Genomic DNA, 25889 nt, shown 5'->3' with positions numbered 1-25889 from the left:
TGTTTACAGATAGGAGGATTTAAAATTGCAGTTATATGATGCTATTTTTTATAGAAAATCGACAAAAAAGTTTTCTAAAAATAGGGTTAGCATACCTATGTTTGATGAAATTAAAAATATATGCGAAAAAACAGAGATATTAAAAGGAGAAATGGAAGTAAAAGTACATCCAATATTAAAAGGTGATAGCCTAAAGTTTATTATAAAGAAACATTCAAGAGTGGTAGCTCCACATTATTTATTAATTACGAGCAAGACACCTGAAGATGCAGAATGTTATTTAGAAAATATAGGGTATGTTGGAGAGGACATGGTTTTAAAATTAACAGAGTTAGGGCTAGCTACTTGTTGGATAGGTGATAGTTTTAATAAAGTATCTGTAAATGATTTTGTTATTTTAGAAGAAGAAGAAATTCCTGTAGCCTTAATTGCATTTGGTTTCCCAGAAAAAGATAAGCAATTATTTAGACAAGAAGGAGATAAGCTAGATAGAAAAAAAATAAAAGATATAGCGAAAAATGTTGATGAAAAATGGTTGAATCCTGTAGAGTGTGTTAGATTAGCTCCTTCTTATAAAAATGATCAACCATGGAAATTTTATCAAAATAACGGACGTTTAGATTTATATATAAAGAAAAATAAACATGAAGATATTAATAAAATTAATACAGGTATAGCTTTAAAACATTTTGAAATAGGATGCCAACACAATAATATTGATTTTAAATATGAAGATTTACAATTAAAAAAGAAATTAAGTAGAAATTATTATATAAGTATTATTTAGAAGATAAGTTTAATCAAATAATATTATTTTAAAGGGGCAGTAGTAATGATATGTTTTCACATGATATTGAGTTATATAGGGATGATACTAACCTTTATTAATATATATAACTTAAAAGGTAATAGGCGTTTAATAACTATATATTTTTCTATTATATACATATTTCTAGTGCTTTCATACAGACATTTAGGTATATCTCCATTATATATAGTAAACATCATTATGTCGGTTACTATATATAAGCATACAAAGAAAATATTACTAACTATAGTAGTTCCGTTAAGTACTACTTTATTATGTGCAATTATAAATATTATTTCATATTATTTATATTTAGAAGCATTCAAGATTAGCATATATCAAGAACGAGATTTATTAAATATATTTATGTATTATATATTTACATATATATTAATGATTTTATTAGCCAGAAGCTTTAATAAAAGCGTAATGAAAAATATAGAAAAATTTAATGTTAAAGTTAAAACTATGATTGTACTAATTTCAGTATTAGTATTTATTATATATTTTGAAACATTAAGGCAAATAAGGTTACTAGATATACAAACCATATGTAAGTATCCTGGAAATGCGTTATTACTATTATATTTTATAACATTTGTATCATTTTTATTTTTAATAAGTATGATAAATAGTGAAAATAGATTAAATGAGATGAATGAATATAGTAAGAAATTAGAAATAATGACTAATGAAATGAAAAAGTTTAGACATGATTATAAAAATATTTTACTTTCTATGAATGGATATATTCAAGAAGATGATATGGAAGGACTAAAAAAGTTTTTTTATGCTAATATAGAACCTTTAAATGAAGATTTAAATTCATATAACCTTAATATTGCATCTACAATAAACATCGAGATTTTAGAATTAAAAGGAATTATTTTGTCTAAAATAAACAAAGCTGAAAAGTTAGAAATAGATGTAAATATAAGTGTAAATGGAGTTATAAGAGATATTAGCATGAATACTATAGATTTATGTAGAGTTATAGGGATTATACTAGATAACTGTATTGAAGCTAGTTTGGAGTGTAAAAATCCAAAGATAGATATATGCATAGATACAAATTCGAATTGTACATCTTTTTTAATTTCGAATACATATATAAAGAAGATAGATAGTTTAGCCGAATTATTTAAGAGAGGTATTTCCACGAAAGGAATAAACCGAGGTATAGGATTAAGTAATTTAAATGAAATATTAGATAACTATGAAGATGTCTGTTTTTCAGTTAAATTAGATGATAATTTTATACAAAAACTAGATATATATAATAGCTAGGGGAGAGATAAGATTGAATATATTTATATGTGAGGACAGCAAAGACCAAAGGTTAAGATTAGAAAAAATAATACAAGAAATATTATTAAAAGATAATATACAAGGAGATATAAAAATATCTACGAGTTCATCTGAAGATATTTTATCTTATATAAAAGAACACAATTCTATGGGTGTATATTTTTTAGATATAGATATAGGAGAGAATATCAATGGAATTGAATTAGCAAAGAAGATAAATAAAATAGATAGAAATGCTAATATAATAATGATTACATCACATGCAGAAATGAGCCCACTTACATTTAAATATCATATAGGAGCTATAGATTATATTGTTAAAGGAAGCGAAGAAGAAATATATAAACGAGTAAAAGATTGTTTGAAGTTTATAGATGATAAGAACAAGCAAGTTACTTTAAGTAATTGTATAACTATAGAAAACAATCAAAGTGTGGAAAAGACTAAGTATGATGATATTATATTTTTTGAAACAACAAAAAAAAGAACTATAGCAGTACATACATATGAAAGTTATGTAGAATTTAAAGGAACCTTGAAGGAAATAGAAAATAAGTTAGATAAAAGATTTATTAGATGTCATAAGTCTTTTATTGTAAATAAAGACAAAGTAGTAAAGGTTGATAAAAAACAAAGAATTTTATTTATGGAAGATGGTAGTAAATGTTTTGTCTCTATGTTATTAATGAATAAGGTTATAAGCAAAATTTTAAGCAATAAATAACAGTTGACATGCGTGGTAATAAATGTAATAATTATACACAAGAGAATGCTTTAACGTATCCCGAGAGGATATTAAGTGTACTTATAAAATCGAAAATTAGAACTTCCTTGAAAGTAGTCCAGAGAGGCTAGTAAGGTTATTATAATGAATTGTGAATTTTGATAAATATAACCTCTAACTGGATTAGTTAGAGGTTTTTTATATATAAAAATAAATAATAAAGTCTTTTAAACTAGTCCAGAGAGGCTGGGAAAGATATCGTCATAACGAAGTTTAGTTGTGAAGTATTGAATCCTTATACCTCTATAGGTATAAGGATTTTTCTGATATTAGGGGCTTTATATAAAAAGGAGAGAGTAAAATGATAAATGGTAAAGACAAATTAATCGTAGCAATTGATACTAACGACTTTGATAAAGCTAAGGAATTAATAGATAAACTAGAAGATAGTGTAGATATATTTAAAGTAGGATTAGAACAATACGTAGCAACAAGAGGAAAGACAGTAGATTATTTAAATGAAAAAGGAAAGAAAATATTCCTAGACTTAAAGTTTCACGATATACCAAATACAATGCAAAGTGCAGTAAGAGCAGCAGTAAGAGATAATGTATGGTTAATGACAATACATGTTTCAGATATGGAAGGTATGAGACAATGTGCTAATGCTGCAAAAGAAGAAGCTGAAAAGTTAGGAATAGAAAAACCAATAATAGTAGGAGTTACAGTATTAACTTCTTTAAGCGATAAAGATTTACAAGATATAGGGTGCAATATGACTACTCAGGAATTAGCAATAAAAAGAGCTAAGTTAGCTAAAGAAGCTGGAATAGATGGTATAGTTTGTTCAGCTCAAGAAGTCGATAAAATAGTAGAAGCTTGTGGAGATGATTTTGTTAAAGTATGCCCAGGTGTAAGACCAGCAGGTGCAGACAAAGGAGATCAAAAGAGAGTTGTAACACCAGCACAAGCAATAAACAACGGAGCACACTACTTAGTAGTTGGAAGACCAATAACAAAGGCTGAAAATCCAAGTGAAGCTGCAAAAAATATAATAAGTGAAATAGAGAATGCTTAGGGGGAGATAAGTTATGAAAGCTAAGTTAATATTAGAAGATGGAACGATATTTGAAGGTAAGGCTTTTGGATATTTAAAAGACAGTGTAGGAGAGGTAGTATTTAACACTTCTATGACTGGATATGGAGAAGTATTAACAGACCCATCATACTATGGGCAAATAGTAACAATGACTTACCCATTAATAGGTAACTATGGAATAAACCTTGAAGATGTTGAATCAAGAGGAGTTCACGTAAAAGGATTTATAGTTAGAGAAAAAAGTGATAATCCAAATAACTTTAGATGTGAGATGGATATAGACACATACCTAAAACAAAATAAAGTTATAGGACTTGAAGGAATAGATACAAGAGCATTAACTAAGATATTAAGAAACAGTGGAACAATGAGAGGAATAATAACTTTAGAAAATGCTACTTTAGAAGATGTAGTTTTAAAACTTGGAAAGTTTTCTAATACAGAAGCAGTAAAGACTGTAACTAGAAAAGAAAAAGAATATATAAAAGGAAATGGACCTAAAGTTGCAGTAATGGACTTTGGAGTTAAAGAAAATATACTAAGATCATTTAAAGCAAGAGGCTGTGATTTAGTAGTACTACCAGCAACAACATCTGCTAAAGAAATTCTAGCAGAAAATCCAGATTTAATATTCTTATCTAATGGACCTGGAGATCCAGAAGATTTAGAAGATGTTATAGCAAATATAAAAGAGTTAATAGGTAAAAAACCTATAGCTGGAATATGTTTAGGACATCAGCTTTTAGCTTTAACATTAGGTGGGCAAACAGGAAAGCTTAAGTTTGGACACAGAGGAGGAAATCATCCAGTTAAAGATTTAGAAAGTGGAAAAGTTTATATAACATCTCAAAACCATGGATACTATGTATCGAAAATGCCAGAAAACATGAGTGTTACACACATAAACTTAAATGATAATACAGTTGAAGGAATGAGACATAACGAATTACCAATATATAGTGTGCAATACCATCCAGAGGCTTGTCCAGGGCCAAAAGACAATGATTATATATTTGATAATTTCTTAGCATTAATATAATAGATTGTTTAAAAATAACTAGATAAGGAGATTACGGATTATGCCTAAAATAGATAGTATAAAGAAAACATTAGTATTAGGGTCAGGACCAATAATAATAGGTCAAGCAGCAGAGTTTGACTACTCTGGAACACAAGCTTGCCAAGCTTTAAAAGAAGAGGGAGTAGAAGTTGTTTTAATAAATAGTAACCCAGCTACAATAATGACGGACGAAGAAGTAGCAGATAAGATATATATAGAACCATTAACAATAGAATTTATAGAAAAAATAATAGAAAAAGAAAGACCGGATAGTATATTAGCAGGAATGGGAGGACAAACAGGACTTAACTTAGCGGTTGAACTTCATGACGCAGGTATACTTGATAAATATAACGTAAGAGTTTTAGGAACTTCTATAGAATCTATCAAAAAAGGTGAAGATAGAGACTTATTCAGAGAAGTTATGAGAGAAATAAACCAACCAGTAGTAGTAAGTGATATAGTAACTACTTTAGAAGATGGATTAGCATTTGCAGCAAAAATAGGATATCCAGTAGTAGTTAGACCGGCATATACACTAGGAGGAACTGGTGGAGGTATAGCTGAAACTGAAGAAGAGTTAACAGAAATACTTTCTCAAGGATTACAATTAAGTCCAGTAAGCCAAGTATTACTTGAAAAGAGTATAAAAGGATGGAAAGAAATAGAGTACGAAGTAATGAGAGACTCTAATGGAACTTGTATAACAGTATGTAACATGGAAAATATAGATCCTGTTGGAGTTCATACAGGAGATAGTATAGTTGTTGCTCCAAGTCAAACTTTAAGCGACAAAGAATATCAAATGTTAAGAAAAGCATCTATAGATATAATAAATGCTATAGAAGTTCAGGGTGGATGTAACGTTCAAATAGCATTAAATCCACATAGTTTAGAATATGCAATAATAGAAATAAACCCAAGAGTTTCTAGATCTTCAGCATTAGCATCAAAAGCAACGGGATACCCAATAGCTAAAGTTGCAGCTAAGATTGCTCTAGGATATACATTAGATGAAATACAAAATGCAGTTACAAAGAAAACTTACGCATGTTTCGAGCCAACACTTGATTATGTAGTAGTTAAAATACCTAAGTGGCCATTTGATAAATTCAAGCAAGCTAACAGAAAGTTAGGAACAAAAATGATGGCTACTGGAGAAATAATGAGTATAGGTAGCAACTTTGAAGCAGCTATATTAAAAGGAATAAGATCACTTGAAATAGGAAAATACTCTTTAATTCATAAACCATCTGAAAACAGAAGTATAGAAGAATTAAAGAAAAGAGTAGTAGTTCCAGATGATGAAAGATTATTTGACTTAGCTGAAATGATAAGAAGAGGCTACAAAATAGAAATGATAGAGCAAATCACTGGAGTAGATAAGTGGTTTATACACAAGTTCAAATGGATAGTTGAGCAAGAAGAAAAATTAAAAGGAATGCACATAGAAGATTTAAATAAAGAATACTTATTAGAGCTTAAGAAAAAAGGATTCTCTGATAAAGGTATAGCAGATTTAATGAAAATAAGCCCAGAAAAAGTTTATGAATTAAGAAGCTTATACAATATAAAACCAGCATATAAAATGGTTGATACTTGTGGAGGAGAGTTCGATGCATTATCTCCATATTACTACTCAACTTACGAGCAATATGATGAAGTAGTTGTAAGCGACAAGAAAAAAGTTATAGTACTTGGATCAGGACCGATAAGAATAGGTCAAGGAATAGAGTTTGACTATTGTTCAGTTCACTGTGTTAAGTCTTTAAAAGCACAAGGAATAGAAACTATAATAGTAAACAATAACCCAGAAACAGTAAGTACAGATTTTGATACATCTGATAAATTATACTTCGAGCCATTAACAGAGGAAGAAGTATTAAACATAATAGAAAAAGAAAATCCAGATGGAGTGGTACTTCAATTTGGAGGGCAAACAGCTATAAAATTAGCTAAGTTCTTAGATGAAAAGAAAATAAAAATATTAGGAACAAGTTGCAAAGATATAGATGCAGCAGAAGATAGAGAAAAATTCGATGAATTATTAGAGAAGTTAGATATAAATAGACCAAAAGGTAAAGCTATATGGTCAGTAAATGAAGGTGTTGAAGAAGCTAATAAATTAGGTTACCCAGTGCTTGTTAGACCATCTTATGTACTTGGTGGTCAAGGTATGGAAATAACTTACGATGAAAATAAGTTAACTCAATACTTAAAAGATGCTTTCATGAGAGATAGCAAAAACCCAGTACTTATAGATAAATACTTAACTGGTAGAGAAATAGAAGTAGATGCTATATGCGATGGTGAAGATATATTAATACCAGGAATAATGGAGCATTTAGAGAGAGCTGGAGTTCACTCTGGTGATAGTATAACAATGTACCCAAGCCAAAATATATGTGACGAGATAAAAGCTAAGATATTAGATTATACTAAAAAGATTGCTTTAGAACTAAATGTATTAGGAATGGTTAATATACAGTTTATAGAATTCCATGGAGAGTTATATATAATAGAAGTTAACCCAAGAGCAAGTAGAACAGTTCCATATATAAGTAAGGTAAGTAAAGTGCCTATAGTAGATTTAGCTACAAAGTGTATGTTAGGAGCTAAGTTAAAGGATTTAGGATATGGTACAGGAGTTTATAAAGAGCCTAAGTTAATATCTGTAAAGGTTCCAGTGTTCTCTATGTCTAAACTTGCTAGAGTTGATGTAAGCTTAGGGCCTGAAATGAAATCTACAGGAGAGGTTCTAGGAGTTGGAGAAACTTTAGAAGAAGCTTTATACAAAGGATTCTTAGGTGCTGGTAAGAAGATGTCTAATGAAAGAGGAGTTGTTCTTGCTACTATAAATAATTATGATAAAGATGAGTTTATGGAAATAGCTAAGGATATGAATGAGATGGGATATACTTTCGTAGCTACTGAGGGGACTGCAAAGGCATTAAAAGAGAATGGAATAGATGCAGAGGTAGTAAATAGAGTTGAGGAAGCTAGACCAAATATATTGGATGTTATAAGAAATAAGCAAGTTGATATAGTTATAAATACTCCTACTAAAGGAAATGATTCAAATAGAGATGGATTTAAGATAAGAAGAACTGCTACAGAGTTCTCTACAGAGGTAATGACATCACTAGATACTTTAAAGGCTTTAGTAGAGGTTAAGAAGAAAGATATAAATAGAGACGGATTAGCTGTATATAATATAGCTGAGTAATTTTTAAGAGGTTAGAGGAATCTAATCTCTTATTTTTTTGTTCTGATTTAATAGGTATTAGACTTATTACACTAAAGTAGTAGATAAGTTTAATACCTATTTTACTAGAGAGGATAGTAGATTAATTTACCAATTAGGTAGCTATAAATTGTATTTAAAAATGGGAAGAGTGGTCAATATATTTTGATGATTAATCGATATAAAATGAATATGTAATAATAATTACTAATTTTAGAAATATATAGGGGGATATATTGGTATGAAAAAGAACAAAACGGTAGCATATGCTTTAGCAGCAACATTATTAGTAGGGGGAACTTTTGTAGGAACAAAGGCTTTATTTACAGATAAGATAGATACAGTAGGAGAGCTATCAATAAGTACTGGAGATGTAGATATAGATGCAAAAGTTACACAAGATTGGACTATAGATCGTAATGGTGAGGAGCCGAATACTGGAACACCTGATTCATCAGGAGATATATTGTTAGCAAAGTTTGATAACTTAAAAACTGGAGATGTTCTTACTAAAAAAGTAACTATAACAAATAAAGGAACTTTAAAAGCTCATGTTAATCTTATAGAAGATGAAAATGTAACGAATAAGTTACCAGATGGAATAAAATATACTGCTAGTTTTACGGATGCAAAAGGTAATGAATTAGCAGAAAATGCAATTATGGATATAGGTAGTAGTTCAACAGTTGATTTGAAGATAGAAGTTGTAGGTGGGGGAGAACATAATAAGGAAGGTTCACTTAACAGTGATGAGCAAGAAAAAACAATTATAAATTTAAATGACTCATATACATTGAATGCCGTACAACAAAATCCTAAAAATGTTAAATAGTAAATTAGAAATAAAAGCACTCTCATAGAGAGTGTTTTTATTAGAAGTAGGTGATTAATATAAAATTTAGAAAAAAAATAATTCAAATTATTGCAATAATAGCTGTAGTTTCAATATTTCCAATAAACTCATATGCCAGTGGAGATATAACTATAGATTCTAACTTCACATATAAAGATGGATTATGGAAACCAGGTAGAATAGAATCTAAAGATTTTTATATAAATAATAATAAAGAAAATGACATAAGCATAGATAGATTATATATGAGTTTAAAGTCATGTGAATATTGGAAAACAGGAGAATCATTAGATATAAATAGCAAGCAGTTTAAAGAACTTGCTAGCTATAGTACAGCTACACTAAAACATAATGAAAATATATTATTTGAAGATAAACTTGAAAACTTACTATCTGAAGAAGGAATAGTTTTATCAGATGAAATAGAGATAAAGGCTAATGGAAAAGAACTATTAAATATGACAATAGATATGGATTTAGAAATGAATAATGATGCACAAGCACTTAATAATGTATTTACTATAGGTGTTGCATATAAAATGGATGAAACTCCAAAACCACCAGTAAAACCTACTGACCCAACTAATCCTGATCCAGATAAACCAGTAATAAAACCAGATACTGGAGTAGATGGCGATAACTCAGGAAAATTACCACAAACAGGTGGAATTATAAATAGCACTAGTTTAGTAGTATTAGGAACTGTGGCTATAGGGACTGGGTTTATATTAAATAAAAAGTCTGAAGAAAAAGGAGGAGATAAACACGATGAGTAGACTTAGAAGATTAAAAGAAAGAAAAATAAAAAATAGAATAAAAGCTACTTCTTGTGGATTAGCTCTTGCTTTAGTAATGGGATCATACCAAGGCTTAGGAACTTATGCTTTGTTTACTGAAACAGAAAATATACCTAGCGATATAGCTATAAGTACTGGTGACGTTGATGTGGAAGTTAGTGAAGGTTTCGACTTTATAGATATAGAACCAGCTCCACATCCAGAGAATATGATAAACATACCTGTTACAATAACCAATAATGGTACTTTAAATCAAAATATAAGTTTAAATTTGAATATATCTAAAGAGATAAAACAATATTTAACAACTAATTTTGTATTTAATGGTATTGAGGTTAAAGGTGATGGAGTTATGTACAATAACACAGAATTGTTTGTATTAGCTCCAGGAAGTAGCATAACGGGGAGTATAAATATAACTGTATCTGAGATGGACAAAACAGCACAAGATAACTTAGCTGGAAAGAAACAAAATATAGATTTATCTGTAAAATCTACACAAATAAGTGATAATACTAATGGAGTGTTTAATAATGGATTCTATGATGAAGTTATTCAGAAAAATACTATAAGTATAGCTGAAAGAGAAATAATAACTATAAACACAGGAGAAAAGGCATACTTTACAGGTGGTAAGGGTAATTGGTTTGAAAAGTTATATGTTCCAGTTAATGTTAAAGGAACAAATAATGAATTTGAATTATCAGCTACAGTATCCAGTGGGAATAATACGGTGAGTTATAAAGCAACATACTATAAATATGGAGATAAAGATTATATTTTAATACAACCAATAGATAATGGATCAATGGAATTTAAAGGTATTGTAAATATAACAATAACCGTTGCTATAAAAAAAGATGGAAATATAATAGAAAAATACGACTTAGAATGTAACACAACCTTAGGAAATGCAGGTAACGACTGTGATAATTCAAGTCATCCGGATCATGGTGTAAATGGGAAGTGTCATGGGGAAACAGTTTCTATTGGACATAAAAAAATCTTGAACATAATAGAAGAAACTAAATCAGAGTCTCTAGAAGTAGTAGAACCACCAAAGGAAGAAGAAGTGCCGAGTCAACCAGAGGTAGTAGAACCACCAAAGGAAGAAGAAGTGCCGAGTCAACCAGAGGTAGTAGAACCACCAAAGGAAGAAGTAGAAGTACCGAGTCAACCAGAGGTAGTAGAACCACCAAAAGTTGAAGAAACAGTTGTACCGAGTCAACCAGATGTAATAGCACCATCAAAAGAAGAAACAGAAATACAAGAATAATTAAAAAAGGTGCTGTTTTAAACATAGACAGCACCTTTACTTTATAGGGGGAAACAAAAGTGGGAGAGGAAAACGTAGAAATTAAAAAATTTGATAAATCTAAAATAGTAAATATAGTAGTTATATTTATAGTGGGAATACTAGCACTAAACCTAATGACTACAAAATCAGATAAACTATTTAAACTAATAGGATTTAGGAGTTATACAGTACTATCGGGAAGTATGGAACCAGAATTTTACCCAGGGGATTTAGTAATAGCTCAACATAAAGACAAAGCAGATATAAAAGTAAATGACATAGTGACTTACAGGGATAATGAAGGAATAATAATTACTCATAGAATAATAGAAAAAACAAACGAAGGATATATAACTAAAGGAGATAACAACAACGTAAAGGATGCTGATATTTTAAAAGATCAAGATATAATAGGTGAAGTTAAATTTAGCATACCTAAAGTTGGATACGTAATGAACTTTTTATCAAATCCTAAAGTAGTAGCTATAGAGATGGTATTACTAGCTGTATTTATATTCTTCTACTATAGAGATTAAAGGTGATAACTATGAAACGTATTATAGGAAAATTACTTATATCAGTAGGAGTAATAATTATAGCTACAGTTGTTTTTATGAACTATAGAACAACCCAAATAAATCAAAACTTTGTAAAAGAATATAAAGAGAATATAAAAAGCACAGAAATCAAAAAAGATGAGTATCAAATAGGAGATGTAATAGGGGTTTTAAACATACCTAAAATAGATTTAGAAGTAGCAATAAAAAGAGGAATAGAAAATGAAATACTAAAAGATTCAGTAGGTCATTTTGAAAACACAGCAATGCCTGGAGAATATGGAAACTTTTCAGTAGCAGGACATAGAGCATATACAAATAATAAATTTTTTTCTAACTTAGATGAACTAGAAGTTGGAGACGAATTAAATGTTTTATCGAATAATGAAAATCATGAATATAAAGTTAAAAGTATAGAAGTAGTTGCTCCAGACAAAGTAGAGGTAGTCGACTCAACAGATAAAAGTAAAAAAGAAATAACTTTAGTAACTTGTACACCAAAATATATAGGAAGCCATAGGCTTATAGTTAAAGGTGAATATGTAGAGTAATGTTTAAAAAGTATAATATACTAAGGTATAAAAATGGGGGTCATAAGTATGAGGGTATTAATTACATCGGATTCTTTTTTATTTGCAGAATCTATAGGATGTAGTTTGAAAAATATATATGAAATTATTGATGTATGTATAGAAGATACAAATAATATATATAAAACATATGAAAATAAATATGATATGTTAGTTTTTTACAGAACTAAAGCTACTGATTATTTTCAAGAAATTATAAACTTAAAAAAGATTATAAGTAAAATAATTATTATAGACCAATTAAAAGATGAGAATCTTCTTAGCATATGTATTGATAATGATATAGATGCATATATAACTGATATTGAAGATGAATATGAATTTAAATATGTAATAGACAAAGTTATAAAAGGAGTTAAATTTTATGACTCAGAGGTAATGTCTAGAATAATAAAACAACCAAGGCTTGAAATAGAATTATTTTTAACTGAAAGAGAAGAAGAGGTTATGGTTGAGGTTGGAAAAGGATTGTCTAATAGAGATATAGCAAATATGTTAGGTGTAACTGAATTTACGATAAAAAAGCATTTAAGTAATATTTTTAATAAATTAAAACTTAAAAGTCGCAAAGATATAATAGTATATGTTAATGAAAAATAGGGTAGTGGCTACTATCCTGTTTTACCATGTAAAAAAATGTCTAAAATAGTAAAAAAATAGAAAACAAAAATTATAAAAGTATTCTAAATATTATGATATTATATTACCGAAAGGTATAATAACAATTTATTATAATATGTAAGAAACGAAGAAGTATATTCTGTATGTGGGCACTTGGAATATATGGAGTTAGTAGTGCAACCGGCTTCCTATATTTGACAAAGTTTATTTTTATAGGGGGATTAAAATGGAGGTATTAATAATATCTAAATCATTTATAGTAAGAGAGGCATTAAAAATATTTTTTGGATATAAGTTTAAAGAAAATAATATTGAATGTCTAAGAGATATATCTGAGGTTAAATCTATAGATTTATCTAATATAAAAGTTATATTTGTAGATATTGAAAAAAACAATATAGAACATGCAATAGCAATAAAGCGATATTATCAATGTATAAAATTAATAGTATTTGATAGAGAAAATAAGGAAGATATATTTATAAAATCTATGAGTAGTGGTATTGATGGATATATTGCTGATATTGCCGAAAAAGATGACTTAGACTATATTGTAAATATGATACTAAGAGGAAGAAAATTTTATGACACTCAATCATTTGAAGCTTTAATAAATAATCAAATGAATAATAAATATGATAATATAAACTTACTAACTAATAGAGAAAATGAAGTTCTACAAAAAGTAGGTAAAGGATACTCTAACAAAGAGATAGCAAAAGCCTTAAATGTAACTGAGCATACAGTTAAAAAACATATAAGTAATATACTTTTAAAACTAGACATGAGGAATAGAAAAGATTTAATTATATATACAAAAGAAAATATAAATAACAATTTGAAATTTGCACAGTAAATTATGACTTATATAGAGTTTACCTAATACAAAGGTAAACTCTATTTTTATTTTAAAAATGTAAAACGTTTATTTGAGTGCTTAATATAGCTATCTTAGTCCAAATTTATTGATTTTTTTACAATAGATGATAATATCATAGCCATAAACTAGTTTAAAAAATGACATAAAAGGAGCCTGAATGATGAAAGTTAAAATGTTAAAAAAAGCAATTAATACATTCTTTGTATTAGGACTATGTACGTTTATGGGAACTACTTCATATGCATGGGATGGTAAAAAGGATGGAACAGGTACACATGCACTAATAGCAGAACAAGGATTAACTATGTTAAATAATGATTTAAGTAAAAATGAATCTCCAATAGTTAAACAAAATATAGAAATGTTAAATAAGTATATTAAGGATTTAAAGGTAGGGTCAACATATCCTGATTATGATCCAAATGCATATGATTTATATCAAGATCATTTCTTTGATCCAGATACAGGTAATAACTTTACAATAGATAATAAGTGGTATGCAGCATATCCTATATATGATACAGCAGAAACTCAAGTAAGAAAATTTACAACTTTAGCTCAAAATGAATGGGAAAAAGGTAATTATCAAGAAGCTACGTTTTTACTAGGTCAAGGGCTACATTATTTAGGAGATATAAACACACCATATCATGCATCTAATGTAACTGCAGTAGATAGCACAGGACATGTTAAATATGAAACATTTGTAGAAGAAAGAAAAGAAAACTATGCATTAAATACTACAGGTAATGATACTAATTCAGGAGTATATAAAGAGGCTGTAGCTAATGCAGATTTTGATAAATGGATGACTCAAAACTCTATTTTCTATGCTAAAAAAGCTAAAGACTTATATTATAGTCATTCAACAATGAATCATAGTTGGGAAGATTGGGATTATTCAGGAAGAGAAGCAATAAAGAACTCTCAATTTTGTACAGCAGGATTTTTATACAGATTTATAAATGAAGTATCTGAAGATATGATTGAAAATAATAGTATAACTAATGAGTTTAACGTTGTATTAAAAACTGTAGATAACAAATATGCAGGAACAGATGATAATGTATCTTTTGGATTTGAAACAAAAGATGGTAAAACTTATGAATGGACATTAGATAATGCAGGAAATGATTTTGAAAGAAATCAAACAGATAATTATTTATTAAAAATAAAAGACAATGCTAGTGTAAATATTAATGATATAACTAATTTCTGGGTTAAAAAAGACAGCAAAACAGGAGTTAGTGATGATTGGGAATTAGGAAATATAAAACTAATATCAAATGGAAGAGTAATACTTCAACAAGATATAAATAAAGTATTCAGAAATGAAACTTACTACATAAATAAGTAAAAAAAATAAAGCCGTTTAAGTTAGATATATTAATCTAACTTAAACGGTTTTTTATTTAATCTAAAAATTAAGCATTTTGTACAGGTGGTACATAAGCTCTTTGAGCTAACTCTTGATCAATCATTAAAAGACCAGCAGGGTCATTTTTAAGTAATCTTAACTTTTTAACAACTTTTTCTGTACTTTCTTCTTCTTCTGATTGCTCATCAATAAACCATCTTAAGAAAGAAGAAGTAGTATGATCTCTTTCTTCCATAGCTAAATTAGCTATTTCGTATATTGAACTAGTTATAAGCTTTTCATGTTGTAAAGCTAATTCAAATACTTCTAATGGGCTTTCAAAATCTACCTTAGGTTGCTCTATAGCTTGTAATACTACCTTACCACCAGCTCTACCTATGTAGTTGAAAATTTTATAAGCATGATCTCTTTCTTCTCTAGCTTGAACATTGAAGAAATTTGCAAACCCATCTAAATTGTTATCTGCAAAATATGCTTCCATTGATATGTAAAAATACTCAGAGAAAAACTCCATTTGAAGTTGCTTATTTAATGCATCTAAAACCTTTTGACTTGCCATAAAAAACCCCTCCTAAATTTTGGTTAAAATTTTTATTCCAATTCTATTATACAATAGTATTCCCAAAATTTAATAGCTAAGTATATAAACTCTTTAAAATACTCAAAATATCAAGTAATAATATGATATAATACATAAATTGAGATTAATAATTTTAGGAGGAAATCAATGTTATTATTAGCTGATAAATGGAAAGATTATGAACTTATAGATATGGGTAACGGAGAGAAATTAGAGCGTTGGGGAAATGTAGTTTTAAGAAGACCAGATCCTCAAGTTATGTGGCCAATAGCTGAAGAAAAAGGATTATGGAAAAATCCACACGGACATTACCACAGAAGTAGTAGAGGTGGAGGACAATGGGAGCATAAAAAGAAGTATCCAGAAAAATGGACTATAAGCTATAAGAATTTAAAATTTAACATAAGTCCAACTGGATTTAAACATACAGGATTATTCCCAGAGCAAGCTGCTAACTGGGATTGGTCGATGGAAAAAATAAAAAATGCAGGAAGACCTATAAAAGTATTAAATTTATTTGCATACACTGGTGGAGCTACTGTTGCTTGTGCAGCTGCTGGAGCAGAAGTTTGTCACGTAGATGCTTCTAAAGGTATGGTAACTTGGGCTAAAGAAAACTTACATACATCTGGATTAGGAGATAGAAAAGTAAGATTTATAGTAGATGATGTTGTTAAGTTTGTTGAAAGAGAAATAAGAAGAGGAAATAAATATGATGCTATAATAATGGATCCACCTTCTTACGGAAGAGGACCTAAAGGTGAAGTATGGCAAATAGAAGAAAAATTATACGGATTAGTAGAATTATGTACAAAAGTATTATCTGACAATCCTTTATTCTTCTTAATAAACTCATATACTACAGGATTATCTCCAATAATTCTTGAACATATATTAGATGCAACTGTTGAAAAACATTCTAAAGGTGGAAAAATATATGGAGGAGAAATAGGTATACCTACATCTAAAGATGGTAAAGTACTTCCATGTGGAATTTTTGGAAGATGGGAGTCTAAATAATGATAAAAGTCATATATGAAGACAATCATTTACTAGTAGTAGAAAAGCCTGTAAATATATTATCACAAGGTGATAATACTAATGATAAAGATATGGTAAATCTTTTAAAAGATTATGTGAAAGTTAAATACAATAAACCTGGTAATGTATTTATAGGTTTAGTTCATAGATTAGATAGACCTGTAGGTGGAGTTATGGTGTTTGCAAAAACATCGAAGGCTGCATCAAGACTTTCTGAGCAAGTTAGAAATAAAAGTTTTAAAAAGACATATAGAGCTGTTTTAAATGGAAATATGAAGAAAGATAATGATACTTTAAAAGATTATCTTTATAAAAATAAAAAAACAAACATGGTAAGTGTAGTTGGAAAAGACCATAAAGAATCTAAAAATGCAGAACTAAGCTATGAAACACTAGATAAAAAAGATAAATTTAGTATAGTTCAAGTTGATTTAAAAACAGGAAGACCTCACCAAATAAGAGTTCAGTTTGCAAGTAGAAGACATCCTTTATTTGGAGATCAAAGATACGGGCAAGATATAAATAAAAAAGGTGATCAAATAGCATTATGGTCATATAAAATAGAAATAACTCACCCTACAACTAAAGAAGAAATGGAATTTATATGTGAGCCACCAAATAAATATCCATGGAACTTATTTGAGGTTTAGGATTATGGATAAATATACAGGATTTTATATAGAAGAACCTACAGGAAATAATATTTTTTCACATGAAGATAGATCAAACAAAAAAATATATGTACCTAAGCTTATAGAAGGAGATTTAAGCTCTGTTAAGGTTGGAGACGAAGTAGTATTTAGTGAGATTGATTTTGAAGAAGAAATAAATGCTATAGGTCTTAAAAATATGGTTAAATTTAACTATAAAAATAAAGATGTATATATATTTGATAATCATAATCATGCTTTTTATTTTTGGATAAAAAGTTTAAACAATAATATGTTTAATAAAGGGTGCAAATTAGTTCATATAGATCAACACAAGGATATGAGAGAACCTGAAAATTACGATGTTGATATAAATGATATAGATGATGTATTTAGATATACTAACTACGTTTTAAATGTAGGAAACTTTATTAAACCTGCACTACATCACAAGATATTTTCTGAAGCTATAATAATAGATAGTACTTATGGATTCGAGTTAGATGTAGAAGGTGAAATAGTTTTAGATATAGATTTAGATATATTCTCAAAAGATATGGAATATATGTCATATGACTTGAGAGTTGATAAAATAAAAGAATATATAGATAGAGCGAATGTTATAACTATTGCAAGTAGTCCGTTTTTTATAGAGCAGGACTACGCTATAAAAGTATTAAAAGAATTATTTAATTGTGATATAATATAAGAGTTAATTATTTATAATTTAAACCATGACGTAGTCATGAATTAGGAGGAAAGAAAATGAGTTTATATACTACATGGAGATCGTTAAGTGAGAACCACAATAGCCAAGAAGAAGAAGTAAAATTCTGGGAAGAGTACTTAAAGAAAGAGACAGAAATATACAATGAGATATTAAATAATAAAAAAGATGTTATAGAAGGAAAAGTTAGTGACTTAGCTGCTGCTCATAACACATCTGTAGAATACATGATGGGATTCATAGATGGAATAAGCGAAAGTTTAAAAGAAGACTTAACTGAAGATAAGTTAGAAACTATAGAAGCTGACACAGATGTTAAGTTAGAAATAGACTGGGAAAAGTTATACTACAACATGGTATCTGTAGAAGCTCACTGGTTATATAACTTACAAGGATGGAATGATATATTATCAGAAGATAAGAGAAAAGAATTACAAAAGGCTTATAAAAACACTAAAACTATAGTTAAAGATGACAAGATAGGAAGAAATGAGCCTTGTCCATGTGGAAGTGGAAAGAAATTCAAAAAGTGTTGTGGAAAATAAGGAGATAAAATGTTTTTACTAAAATTCATTGATGAAGATGATAATCTATCTACAAAGGAGTTTACATCGTTAAACTCTTTAAAGGATTACGTTAAAGAAAATGACATCGATAAGACGTGGCATCAAGTGGAGGAAGTAAAGAAAGTAATTCCTAATTTAAAAGAAGACTAAAAAAAGGAGCTAACGCTCCTTTTTTTAATATTAATTATTTTAAGTCATATAAATCTTTTGCTATTTTAGCAGCAATTTTAGCATTATTATAAACTAGCTCTATATTAGCCTCTAAACTCTTACCAGCAGTTATAGTTTTAACTTTGTCTAGTAAGAAAGGAGTAACTTTTTTACCTGTTATATTATTTTCTTCAGCTTCTTTTAAGGCAGTTTCTATAGCGTTTGTTATAGTGTCATAATCCATTTCAAATTCTTCTGGTATTGGATTTCCTATTACCATACCACCTTTTAAATCTAAGTCCCATTTAGCTTTTAAAGCTTTAGCAACTTCCATAGAAGAATCTACTCTATAGTCAACTCCAAATCCACTTTTTCTAGTATAGAATGCAGGGAATTCATCAGCACCAAATCCTACTACAGGAACACCGTTAGTTTCTAAGTATTCTAAAGTAAGACCTATATCTAGTATAGATTTAGCTCCTGCGCATATAACAGCAACATTTGTATTAGCTAATTCTTGTAAGTCAGCAGATATATCAAAAGTTTCTTGAGCGCCTCTGTGAACTCCACCTATACCACCTGTAGCAAATACTTTAACACCAGCTAAATTAGCTAATATCATTGTAGTAGCGACTGTAGTAGCTCCATTAAGCTTTTTAGCTATGATGAAAGGCAAATCTCTTCTACTAGCCTTAACAACGTCTTTACTAGTCCCTAAGAACTCTATTTCTTCTGTTGTAAGACCAACTTTTAAAACACCATCTATTATAGCTATAGTAGCAGGTATTGCCCCATTTTCTCTTATTATTTTACTAACAGTTTTAGCCATCTCTACATTTTTAGGATAAGGCATTCCATGAGATATTATTGTTGATTCTAACGCAACGACTGGTTGTCCTTCTGATAAAGCTTTTTTTACCTCTGGGTGTATATGTAAGTATTTTTCTAACATTAGATCATCTCCTTTAGTATTTTTTCTACACTATCAACAGACATACTTGGGTTGATAGTATTTTTATGCAATAATGCAAGTATTGAAGCAGCTGTTGAAAACTCAGCTGAATCTTTCAAATTAAAATTATTTAAGTAGCTATAAACTAACGCAGACATAAATGCATCACCAGCTCCTGTAGCGCTGACAGCATTTACTTTAACTCCAGGTAATAGTAAAGTTTCATTTTCATTAGCGCAGAAAACTCCATCTTGGCCTAGTGTTATGAAAACACTCTTAACCCCTTTGTCCAAGAAATATTGAGCACATTTTTGTAAATCATCTTTACTATTTATTTTCATGTCTGATAGTATTTCAGCTTCTAATTTATTAGGTTTTATAGTATTGAATCTTCCTATTATGTCTTTTATTTTAAGACTCTTTTTAGTAGAAACAGTATCGATAAATATTGGAATATCTGTATATGTTCTACTTATATAATCTATAACTTCAAAAGATAAGTTTGTGTCTAAAACTATAGCCAAAGAATCTTTAATTGAAGAATGTTTAGATATTATATAATCAACATCTATTTTTTCTATAATATCCATATGAGAAATTGCTAATTGCATGTCATTATCGTTATTTAATATAGATAAATACATAGATGTAGGATGCGAATTTGATATATAACATTCAGAAATATCTATATTCAATTTCTTACATTCAGATATTATCTTATTTCCGTACACGTCATTCCCCATTGCTGATAAAAGCTTAGTATTTATGCCAAGTTTAGAAATATTTTCGCAAATATTTCTTCCTACCCCTCCAAGAGAAATGTCAACTTTTCCAGGATTAGAGTCGAACATAGTAAGTTCAGTGTTAGGTGAACCTTGTATGTCGACATTAGAGCCTCCGATAACTGTAACAAAATTACTAGTGCTTATTATATAACCTTTTCCCTTTATGTATCCTTTTTTCATTAGGTTTGTTATATGCACCGCTACCGATGAACGTGTAATGTTGAGCATATCCGCTAATTCTTGTTGAGATACCATAGGGTCATTTTTTAAAATCTCTAAAATTTCTTTTTCTCTATCAGTCATTAATATCACCATATATAAATATTTGCTTAGTCAAATAAGCATTTGTTTAAAAATATAATAACACTTATAAAAAATAAATACAAGAGTAAAATCAAATACTATAATAAATTTAGGCACATAGTAACAATATTTGTCGACTCTCATAATATAAATTAAGATATTAAATTTGTTAGGAGGACAACTATATTATGAGGATAGGAGACGTTGTTGTAAGGAAATCCTACGATAAAGATATTGTATTTAGGATAATAGGTTTTGAAATAAATCAGAACAACCAAAAAATAGCAATACTAAAGGGTGTAGCATATAGGATAATTGCAGATTCTGATATAGATGATTTAGAAAAAGTAAACTTTTCAGATGTAAAAGATGCCTTAATAGATAAAAATATAGAGAGCATGTTATATAAAAGTATAAAAAAAACTAAAGAAAGAAATAAGAAATTAAATCGAGCTATGCAAAAATCTTCTGGAAACTCAAAACAAGCTCAAACTCAAAATCAAGTACAAAATTCATACGGAATGCCAGGGAAAGTACTTCATATAGATGGAGATCCAGAGTATTTAAAAATTTGTTTAGATGTATATACTAAGTTGGGAATACCAGCAGTTGGAAAAGCAATACCAGAAAGTTTGCAATATAAGGAAGTTAGAAGTTTATTAGAACAACATAATCCATCTATATTAGTTATAACAGGGCATGATGCTATAGTTAATAATAAAGGAAATATTAAAGATATAAAAAATTATAGAAATACAGCTAACTTTATAAAAACAGTTAGAGAAGCTAGAAAATATGATCCATCATTAGATAGTTTAGTTATATTTGCAGGAGCATGCCAGTCAAATTATGAAGAAATAATAAAATCAGGAGCAAATTTTGCTAGTTCACCAAGTCGAGTAATGATACATGCTCTTGATCCGCTATTAGTAGTTGAGAAAATTGCTTGTTCTAGGATTGATAAAGTAGTTCCATTAGAAGAAATTCTAAGTCACACTGTTACAGGCATTAAAGGTGTTGGAGGAATAGAGACAAGAGGCAAGTTTAGACTTACAATGCCACTTTCTATATATAATAATTATTAAACTCATAAAGTTTTAAAATTATAGATTATAAATTAAAAATCAAAAAAAAAACAGTATTGACTTTTTACTAAAAAATATATAAAATATTTAGTTTAGCTTTGACAAAAAAAGTTAGGTGTGGTATTATATCATTGTATGAACATATAATGTTAAAGAAGGTGATGTAATGGCTACTGTTCAAACTTTGAATAAAATAAGACAGACTTTAGAGAAGCACCTAGGAAGAAAAATTTTATTAAAAGCCAATAAAGGAAGAAAGCAGATCGTTACTAAAAAAGGTGTACTAGAAAAAGTATATCCTAGTATATTTGTTGTAAAATTGGATGATGAAGATAATGGATACTCTAGAGTATCATACAGTTACTCAGACTTATTGACTGATAACGTTAAATTGAAAGTAATTAAAGAAACAAATAAATTAAATGTAAGCTAAAAAAATTATGCCTATTGAAAATAGGTGTAATTTTTTTTTTGTTTATTAAATATAAATATAGTGTGATATTTATATTTAATTTAGGAGGGGTAACATATGAATCTAATAAAAGATATATTACAAGTTGACAATAGGATTGACTTTGGAAGATTTCAAACTTTTATAGAAACAGAGGCTGTTGTGTCAGATAAAAAGGAAGATGTATATGAAATAATAAAAACAGAAGGGTACATAGCTTTAAAGAAACAAGAAATACTAGATGGCAAAATAATATTTAGAGGAAACTTTAATTATAATGTAATTTATTTAACAGAAGATAAAAGCACAGTATCAAATATAGAAGGAAGAATAGAAATAAATGAAGTAGTTGAGAAAGATAATATAGTTGCTGATATGGAAAATATGCTTTTCTATGATGTAGAGCATATAGATTGTACAGTAATAAATGAAAGAAAAATAAGAGTAGGAGCACTTTTAAATATAAGAGGAAGCTTATTTGAAAAAAATACAATAGATATAATAAAAGATGTTTCTCAAATAGATAATGTGCAAAAACATAGAAAAGAAGTTCAATATGAAGATATAGTAGGAATAGAAAAATCAGAAAGTGTTATAAGGGATACTATAAATATAAATACTGAAGATATAGCTAGTATAGTTTCTATAGGACCTAGAATTAAATTAAAGGAAACTAGAGTATCTGATAATAAAGTTATAGTTGGAGGAGTATTAGATTTAAATCCAGTAGCTTATACTTATGAAGGAGAGCTAGTTGAACTAGATAAAATTGGATTAGATTTTACACAATTTATAGAAGTGCCAGGGGTATGCGAAGGTATGAAAGAAGAAGCTATGGTAGAAATAGTTGATTTAAACTACGTGTTTAAGCCAAATGAAGAAACTAACATATCTTCTTTAGAGGTAGATTGCACAGCTAGAGCTAAAGTTAAGGTATCAGAAGATGTTACTAGAGAAGTATTACAAGATGCATACTCACCAGATAGAACTCTTAAGTTTGAAAGTAGAAATGTAGAGCTTAATAAAGTTGTAAGTAGTGGTAGTGAATTCTTTAATATAAGAGATACAATAAAAAATACTACAGATGATATACAAATAAAAGAAGTTGTGAGTGTAGATTCTAATATAATAGTTGAAAATTCATATTTTGAGGGAAATAAAAATATAATTGAGGGTATAGTTTTAATAGATGTTTTATATACTCCAGTAGAAGGGTTAAGACCTGTATATAGATTAACAGAAGAAATTCCATTTACTCATGATGTAGAAATGGATAATGTAAAAGAAACTACTAATGCATTTAATAATGTAAATATAGACAGAATAGAATTTGATTTAAATAGAGATCAAATAGATGTAACTATCAAGGTTAGAAGATACTGTGAAGCATTAGATAAAAAGAAAGATAGCTTTATAGTTAAAGGAGAAGATCAAGGACCTGTAGATTTATCTAAAAGACCAAGTATAACTTTATATATAGCTAGAGAAGGAGATAAACTATGGAACATAGCTAAAAAGTATAATACTACAATTGATGACATTGCAGAAATAAATGAAATAAAACCAGAAGACCAACTTATGGCAGGTCAATGCTTAATAATAGAGAAAAAAGCAGCAGTAGAAGCTTAAAATTATATATAAAATAAAATAATAGGGAATTATAATTCCCTATTATTTTATTTTTTGTAGTATAATGTATACTATAAATAACTATGGCCGTTTTAGAACAATAAGGAGGAACTAATGAACTCTATAGATTTAAAAAGTAGAGCCAAGATAAATTTATCAATAGATGTACTTGGCAAAAGAGAAGATGGATATCATATAGTAGAGATGATAATGCAAACTATTGATTTATATGATCAAATCAAAATTGAAGAAGTTGAAGAAAACTTAATAAAAATAAAGAGTGATAGCGTAGACATACCGTTAAATGAAGATAATATTGTTTATAAAGCTGCTAACCTTTTAAAAGAAAGATTTAATATAAGCAAAGGGATAGAGATATCTATACAAAAAAACATACCTGTAGCAGCTGGTATGGCAGGTGGAAGTTCAAATGCAGCTGCAGTTTTAGTGGGATTAAATAAGTTATGGAATTTAGGGTTAAGTGAAAATGAGTTGAAAGAAATCGGTTTACAGCTAGGTGCAGATGTTCCTTTCTGTATAACAGGAGGTTGCTCATTAGCTGAAGGTATAGGGGAAATATTAACAGATATAAATGGAATAAATGAAGATGTTAATATATTAGTATGTAAACCAAATATATTTGTATCAACAAAAGAAGTATATCAATCTTTAGATATGAAAAATGTTCAAAAAAGACCAGATAATAAAAAGCTTATAGAAGCTCTAAAGAATAATGATATAAAATTTGTTTCTGAAAATATGGTTAATGTGCTAGAAGAAGTAACATCAGTTAAATATAAAGAAATAAATGAAATAGAAGAAGTTATGATTAAAAATAAAGCATTAGGATCTATGATGAGTGGAAGTGGCCCTACTGTATTTGGGCTATTTGACAATAAAGAATATGCAATAAAGGCTAAAGAAGAGTTACTGTTAAACTATAATCAAGTATATTTAGTTAATAGTAGCAACAAAGGAGTTGAAATTTATGGATAGTTTAACTAAATTAAATTTAGATAACTATAAGCCATTAAGGGATGTAGTTTTTGAAAATTTAAGGGAGGCTATTTTAGAAGGACAGTTAAAACCAGGGCAAAGGCTTATGGAAGTTCAATTAGCAGAACAATTGGGAGTAAGTAGGACACCTATAAGAGAAGCTATAAGAAAATTAGAATTAGAAGGTCTAGTAGTTATGCTTCCTAGAAAAGGTGCCTATGTAGCAAATATGTCATTAAAGGATATTATTGATGTATTAGAAATTAGATCAAGTTTAGAGGGGTTAGCTGCCTATTTAGCAGCAGAGAGAATACATGAAGATGATGCTAAGAAATTAAGAGAAATAGCTGAAGATTTTAAAAAGAGTATAGAAAATAAAGATGATGTAGATACTTTATTAAAAAAAGATGTTGAGTTTCATGAATTCATATTTAATGCGACTAAAAATAAAAAATTAAGTCAAATTATAAATTCGCTTTGGGAGCAAGTTCACAGATTCAGAGCAACATATATATCTGACTTTGATACTTCAGACAACTTAGTAATAGAACATAATAATATATTAGAAGCGATAATAGCAGGAAATAATGAGGATGCAAAAAAATATGCTATAGAGCATATAGAAAAAGCAGAGCAATTTATAATAGAGAAAGCTATAAATAATAAGCACTTATAAACAAAAAAGTAGACAAGTACTTTAAGTACTTGTCTACTTTTTTGTTTATAAGTTTTTTAATAAATTAAGAATAATTAAATAA

27 protein-coding genes and 1 riboswitch are annotated in these 25889 nt (G+C 28.6%); of the genes, 24 read left to right on the top strand and 3 right to left on the bottom strand.

The window, feature by feature from the left end; genetic code table 11:
• The first annotated feature begins 25 nt into the window (after positions 1-25).
• The 14 genes from ACEXNK_RS16220 (at position 26) to ACEXNK_RS16155 (ending at position 15195) form a co-directional block, all read left to right on the top strand.
• Positions 26-787 (top strand): nitroreductase family protein, encoded by a 762-nt coding sequence (locus ACEXNK_RS16220; RefSeq protein ID WP_373600109.1) that lies wholly within the window; start codon positions 26-28, stop codon positions 785-787.
• A gap of 222 nt (positions 788-1009) precedes the next feature.
• On the top strand, positions 1010-2095 hold the full coding sequence (locus tag ACEXNK_RS16215; protein ID WP_373600108.1) for a sensor histidine kinase: 1086 nt from the start codon (positions 1010-1012) through the stop codon (positions 2093-2095).
• A 13-nt stretch (positions 2096-2108) separates the two neighbouring features.
• A complete protein-coding gene (locus tag ACEXNK_RS16210; protein ID WP_373600107.1) occupies positions 2109-2840 on the top strand; it encodes a LytR/AlgR family response regulator transcription factor in 732 nt (243 codons plus the stop codon).
• Between the two features lie 361 nt (positions 2841-3201).
• A complete protein-coding gene (gene pyrF, locus ACEXNK_RS16205; RefSeq protein ID WP_373600106.1) occupies positions 3202-3918 on the top strand; it encodes an orotidine-5'-phosphate decarboxylase in 717 nt (238 codons plus the stop codon).
• A gap of 13 nt (positions 3919-3931) precedes the next feature.
• Positions 3932-4978, top strand: coding sequence for a carbamoyl phosphate synthase small subunit (locus ACEXNK_RS16200; protein WP_373600105.1), 1047 nt, complete (start codon positions 3932-3934; stop codon positions 4976-4978).
• Between the two features lie 40 nt (positions 4979-5018).
• Positions 5019-8225, top strand: coding sequence for a carbamoyl-phosphate synthase large subunit (gene carB / locus ACEXNK_RS16195; protein WP_373600104.1), 3207 nt, complete (start codon positions 5019-5021; stop codon positions 8223-8225).
• A 259-nt stretch (positions 8226-8484) separates the two neighbouring features.
• Positions 8485-9075: a hypothetical protein gene (locus ACEXNK_RS16190; RefSeq protein WP_373600103.1), complete on the top strand. Its 591-nt coding sequence runs from the start codon at positions 8485-8487 to the stop codon at positions 9073-9075.
• A 50-nt stretch (positions 9076-9125) separates the two neighbouring features.
• Positions 9126-9872, top strand: coding sequence for an LPXTG cell wall anchor domain-containing protein (locus ACEXNK_RS16185; RefSeq protein ID WP_373600102.1), 747 nt, complete (start codon positions 9126-9128; stop codon positions 9870-9872).
• A complete protein-coding gene (locus tag ACEXNK_RS16180) occupies positions 9865-11169 on the top strand; it encodes a hypothetical protein (protein WP_373600101.1) in 1305 nt (434 codons plus the stop codon). Before ACEXNK_RS16185 ends, ACEXNK_RS16180 begins: the two co-directional genes overlap by 8 nt.
• A 59-nt stretch (positions 11170-11228) precedes the next feature.
• Positions 11229-11726 (top strand): signal peptidase I, encoded by a 498-nt coding sequence (locus ACEXNK_RS16175; protein ID WP_373600100.1) that lies wholly within the window; start codon positions 11229-11231, stop codon positions 11724-11726.
• Between the two features lie 11 nt (positions 11727-11737).
• Complete coding sequence (locus ACEXNK_RS16170; RefSeq protein ID WP_373600099.1) at positions 11738-12298, top strand: class D sortase; 561 nt, start codon at positions 11738-11740, stop codon at positions 12296-12298.
• A 48-nt stretch (positions 12299-12346) separates the two neighbouring features.
• Positions 12347-12937 carry a response regulator transcription factor gene (locus ACEXNK_RS16165; protein WP_373600098.1) on the top strand — a complete coding sequence of 197 codons (591 nt, stop codon included), beginning with the start codon at positions 12347-12349 and terminating at the stop codon, positions 12935-12937.
• 132 nt (positions 12938-13069) lie between these two features.
• A riboswitch (cyclic di-GMP riboswitch) is annotated at positions 13070-13153 on the top strand.
• 31 nt (positions 13154-13184) lie between these two features.
• Complete coding sequence (locus tag ACEXNK_RS16160; protein ID WP_373600097.1) at positions 13185-13814, top strand: response regulator transcription factor; 630 nt, start codon at positions 13185-13187, stop codon at positions 13812-13814.
• Positions 13815-13998: 184 nt separating this feature from the next.
• Positions 13999-15195 (top strand): zinc dependent phospholipase C family protein, encoded by a 1197-nt coding sequence (locus ACEXNK_RS16155; protein WP_373600096.1) that lies wholly within the window; start codon positions 13999-14001, stop codon positions 15193-15195.
• A gap of 67 nt (positions 15196-15262) precedes the next feature.
• Here the strand turns inward: ACEXNK_RS16155 and ACEXNK_RS16150 are convergent, their stop codons facing one another.
• Entirely contained in the window at positions 15263-15775 is a 513-nt protein-coding gene (locus ACEXNK_RS16150; RefSeq protein ID WP_373600095.1) for a ferritin, read from the bottom strand.
• A gap of 168 nt (positions 15776-15943) precedes the next feature.
• On the opposite strand from ACEXNK_RS16150, the gene ACEXNK_RS16145 reads away from it, so the two are divergent.
• From ACEXNK_RS16145 to ACEXNK_RS16125, 5 genes are read left to right on the top strand one after another with little or no spacing between them, the layout of a single operon-like run.
• On the top strand, positions 15944-16816 hold the full coding sequence (locus tag ACEXNK_RS16145; RefSeq protein WP_373600094.1) for a class I SAM-dependent methyltransferase: 873 nt from the start codon (positions 15944-15946) through the stop codon (positions 16814-16816).
• Positions 16816-17487: an RluA family pseudouridine synthase gene (locus ACEXNK_RS16140; RefSeq protein WP_373600093.1), complete on the top strand. Its 672-nt coding sequence runs from the start codon at positions 16816-16818 to the stop codon at positions 17485-17487. Before ACEXNK_RS16145 ends, ACEXNK_RS16140 begins: the two co-directional genes overlap by 1 nt.
• 4 nt (positions 17488-17491) lie before the next feature.
• Positions 17492-18196 (top strand): UPF0489 family protein, encoded by a 705-nt coding sequence (locus ACEXNK_RS16135; protein ID WP_373600092.1) that lies wholly within the window; start codon positions 17492-17494, stop codon positions 18194-18196.
• A gap of 56 nt (positions 18197-18252) precedes the next feature.
• Complete coding sequence (locus ACEXNK_RS16130; RefSeq protein WP_373600091.1) at positions 18253-18759, top strand: SEC-C metal-binding domain-containing protein; 507 nt, start codon at positions 18253-18255, stop codon at positions 18757-18759.
• Positions 18760-18768: 9 nt separating this feature from the next.
• Positions 18769-18930 carry a hypothetical protein gene (locus ACEXNK_RS16125; protein WP_373600090.1) on the top strand — a complete coding sequence of 54 codons (162 nt, stop codon included), beginning with the start codon at positions 18769-18771 and terminating at the stop codon, positions 18928-18930.
• Between the two features lie 34 nt (positions 18931-18964).
• Here ACEXNK_RS16125 and ACEXNK_RS16120 read toward each other — a convergent pair whose 3' ends face one another.
• Entirely contained in the window at positions 18965-19882 is a 918-nt protein-coding gene (locus ACEXNK_RS16120; RefSeq protein ID WP_373600089.1) for a pseudouridine-5'-phosphate glycosidase, read from the bottom strand.
• Positions 19882-20970, bottom strand: a complete 1089-nt coding sequence (locus tag ACEXNK_RS16115; protein WP_373600088.1) for a PfkB family carbohydrate kinase — start codon at positions 20968-20970, stop codon at positions 19882-19884. The genes ACEXNK_RS16120 and ACEXNK_RS16115 overlap by 1 nt, the downstream gene beginning before the upstream one ends.
• A 188-nt stretch (positions 20971-21158) precedes the next feature.
• On the opposite strand from ACEXNK_RS16115, the gene yabG reads away from it, so the two are divergent.
• From yabG to ACEXNK_RS16090, 5 genes are all read left to right on the top strand, one after another.
• Positions 21159-22055, top strand: a complete 897-nt coding sequence (gene yabG, locus ACEXNK_RS16110; protein ID WP_373600087.1) for a sporulation peptidase YabG — start codon at positions 21159-21161, stop codon at positions 22053-22055.
• A 166-nt stretch (positions 22056-22221) separates the two neighbouring features.
• Positions 22222-22488, top strand: a complete 267-nt coding sequence (locus tag ACEXNK_RS16105; RefSeq protein ID WP_373600086.1) for a Veg family protein — start codon at positions 22222-22224, stop codon at positions 22486-22488.
• A gap of 96 nt (positions 22489-22584) precedes the next feature.
• On the top strand, positions 22585-24135 hold the full coding sequence (locus ACEXNK_RS16100; protein WP_373600085.1) for a DUF3794 and LysM peptidoglycan-binding domain-containing protein: 1551 nt from the start codon (positions 22585-22587) through the stop codon (positions 24133-24135).
• A gap of 114 nt (positions 24136-24249) precedes the next feature.
• Positions 24250-25131 (top strand): 4-(cytidine 5'-diphospho)-2-C-methyl-D-erythritol kinase, encoded by an 882-nt coding sequence (ispE, locus tag ACEXNK_RS16095; RefSeq protein WP_373600084.1) that lies wholly within the window; start codon positions 24250-24252, stop codon positions 25129-25131.
• A complete protein-coding gene (locus ACEXNK_RS16090; protein ID WP_373600083.1) occupies positions 25124-25807 on the top strand; it encodes a GntR family transcriptional regulator in 684 nt (227 codons plus the stop codon). Before ispE ends, ACEXNK_RS16090 begins: the two co-directional genes overlap by 8 nt.
• The last annotated feature ends 82 nt before the right edge of the window (positions 25808-25889 follow it).

The organism is Paraclostridium bifermentans (assembly GCF_964259345.1).
In the GTDB taxonomy this organism is placed as follows: domain Bacteria; phylum Bacillota; class Clostridia; order Peptostreptococcales; family Peptostreptococcaceae; genus Paraclostridium; species Paraclostridium bifermentans_B.
Note: the sequence above shows the minus strand (reverse complement) of the source record. Positions and strands in the feature narration are given on the sequence as shown.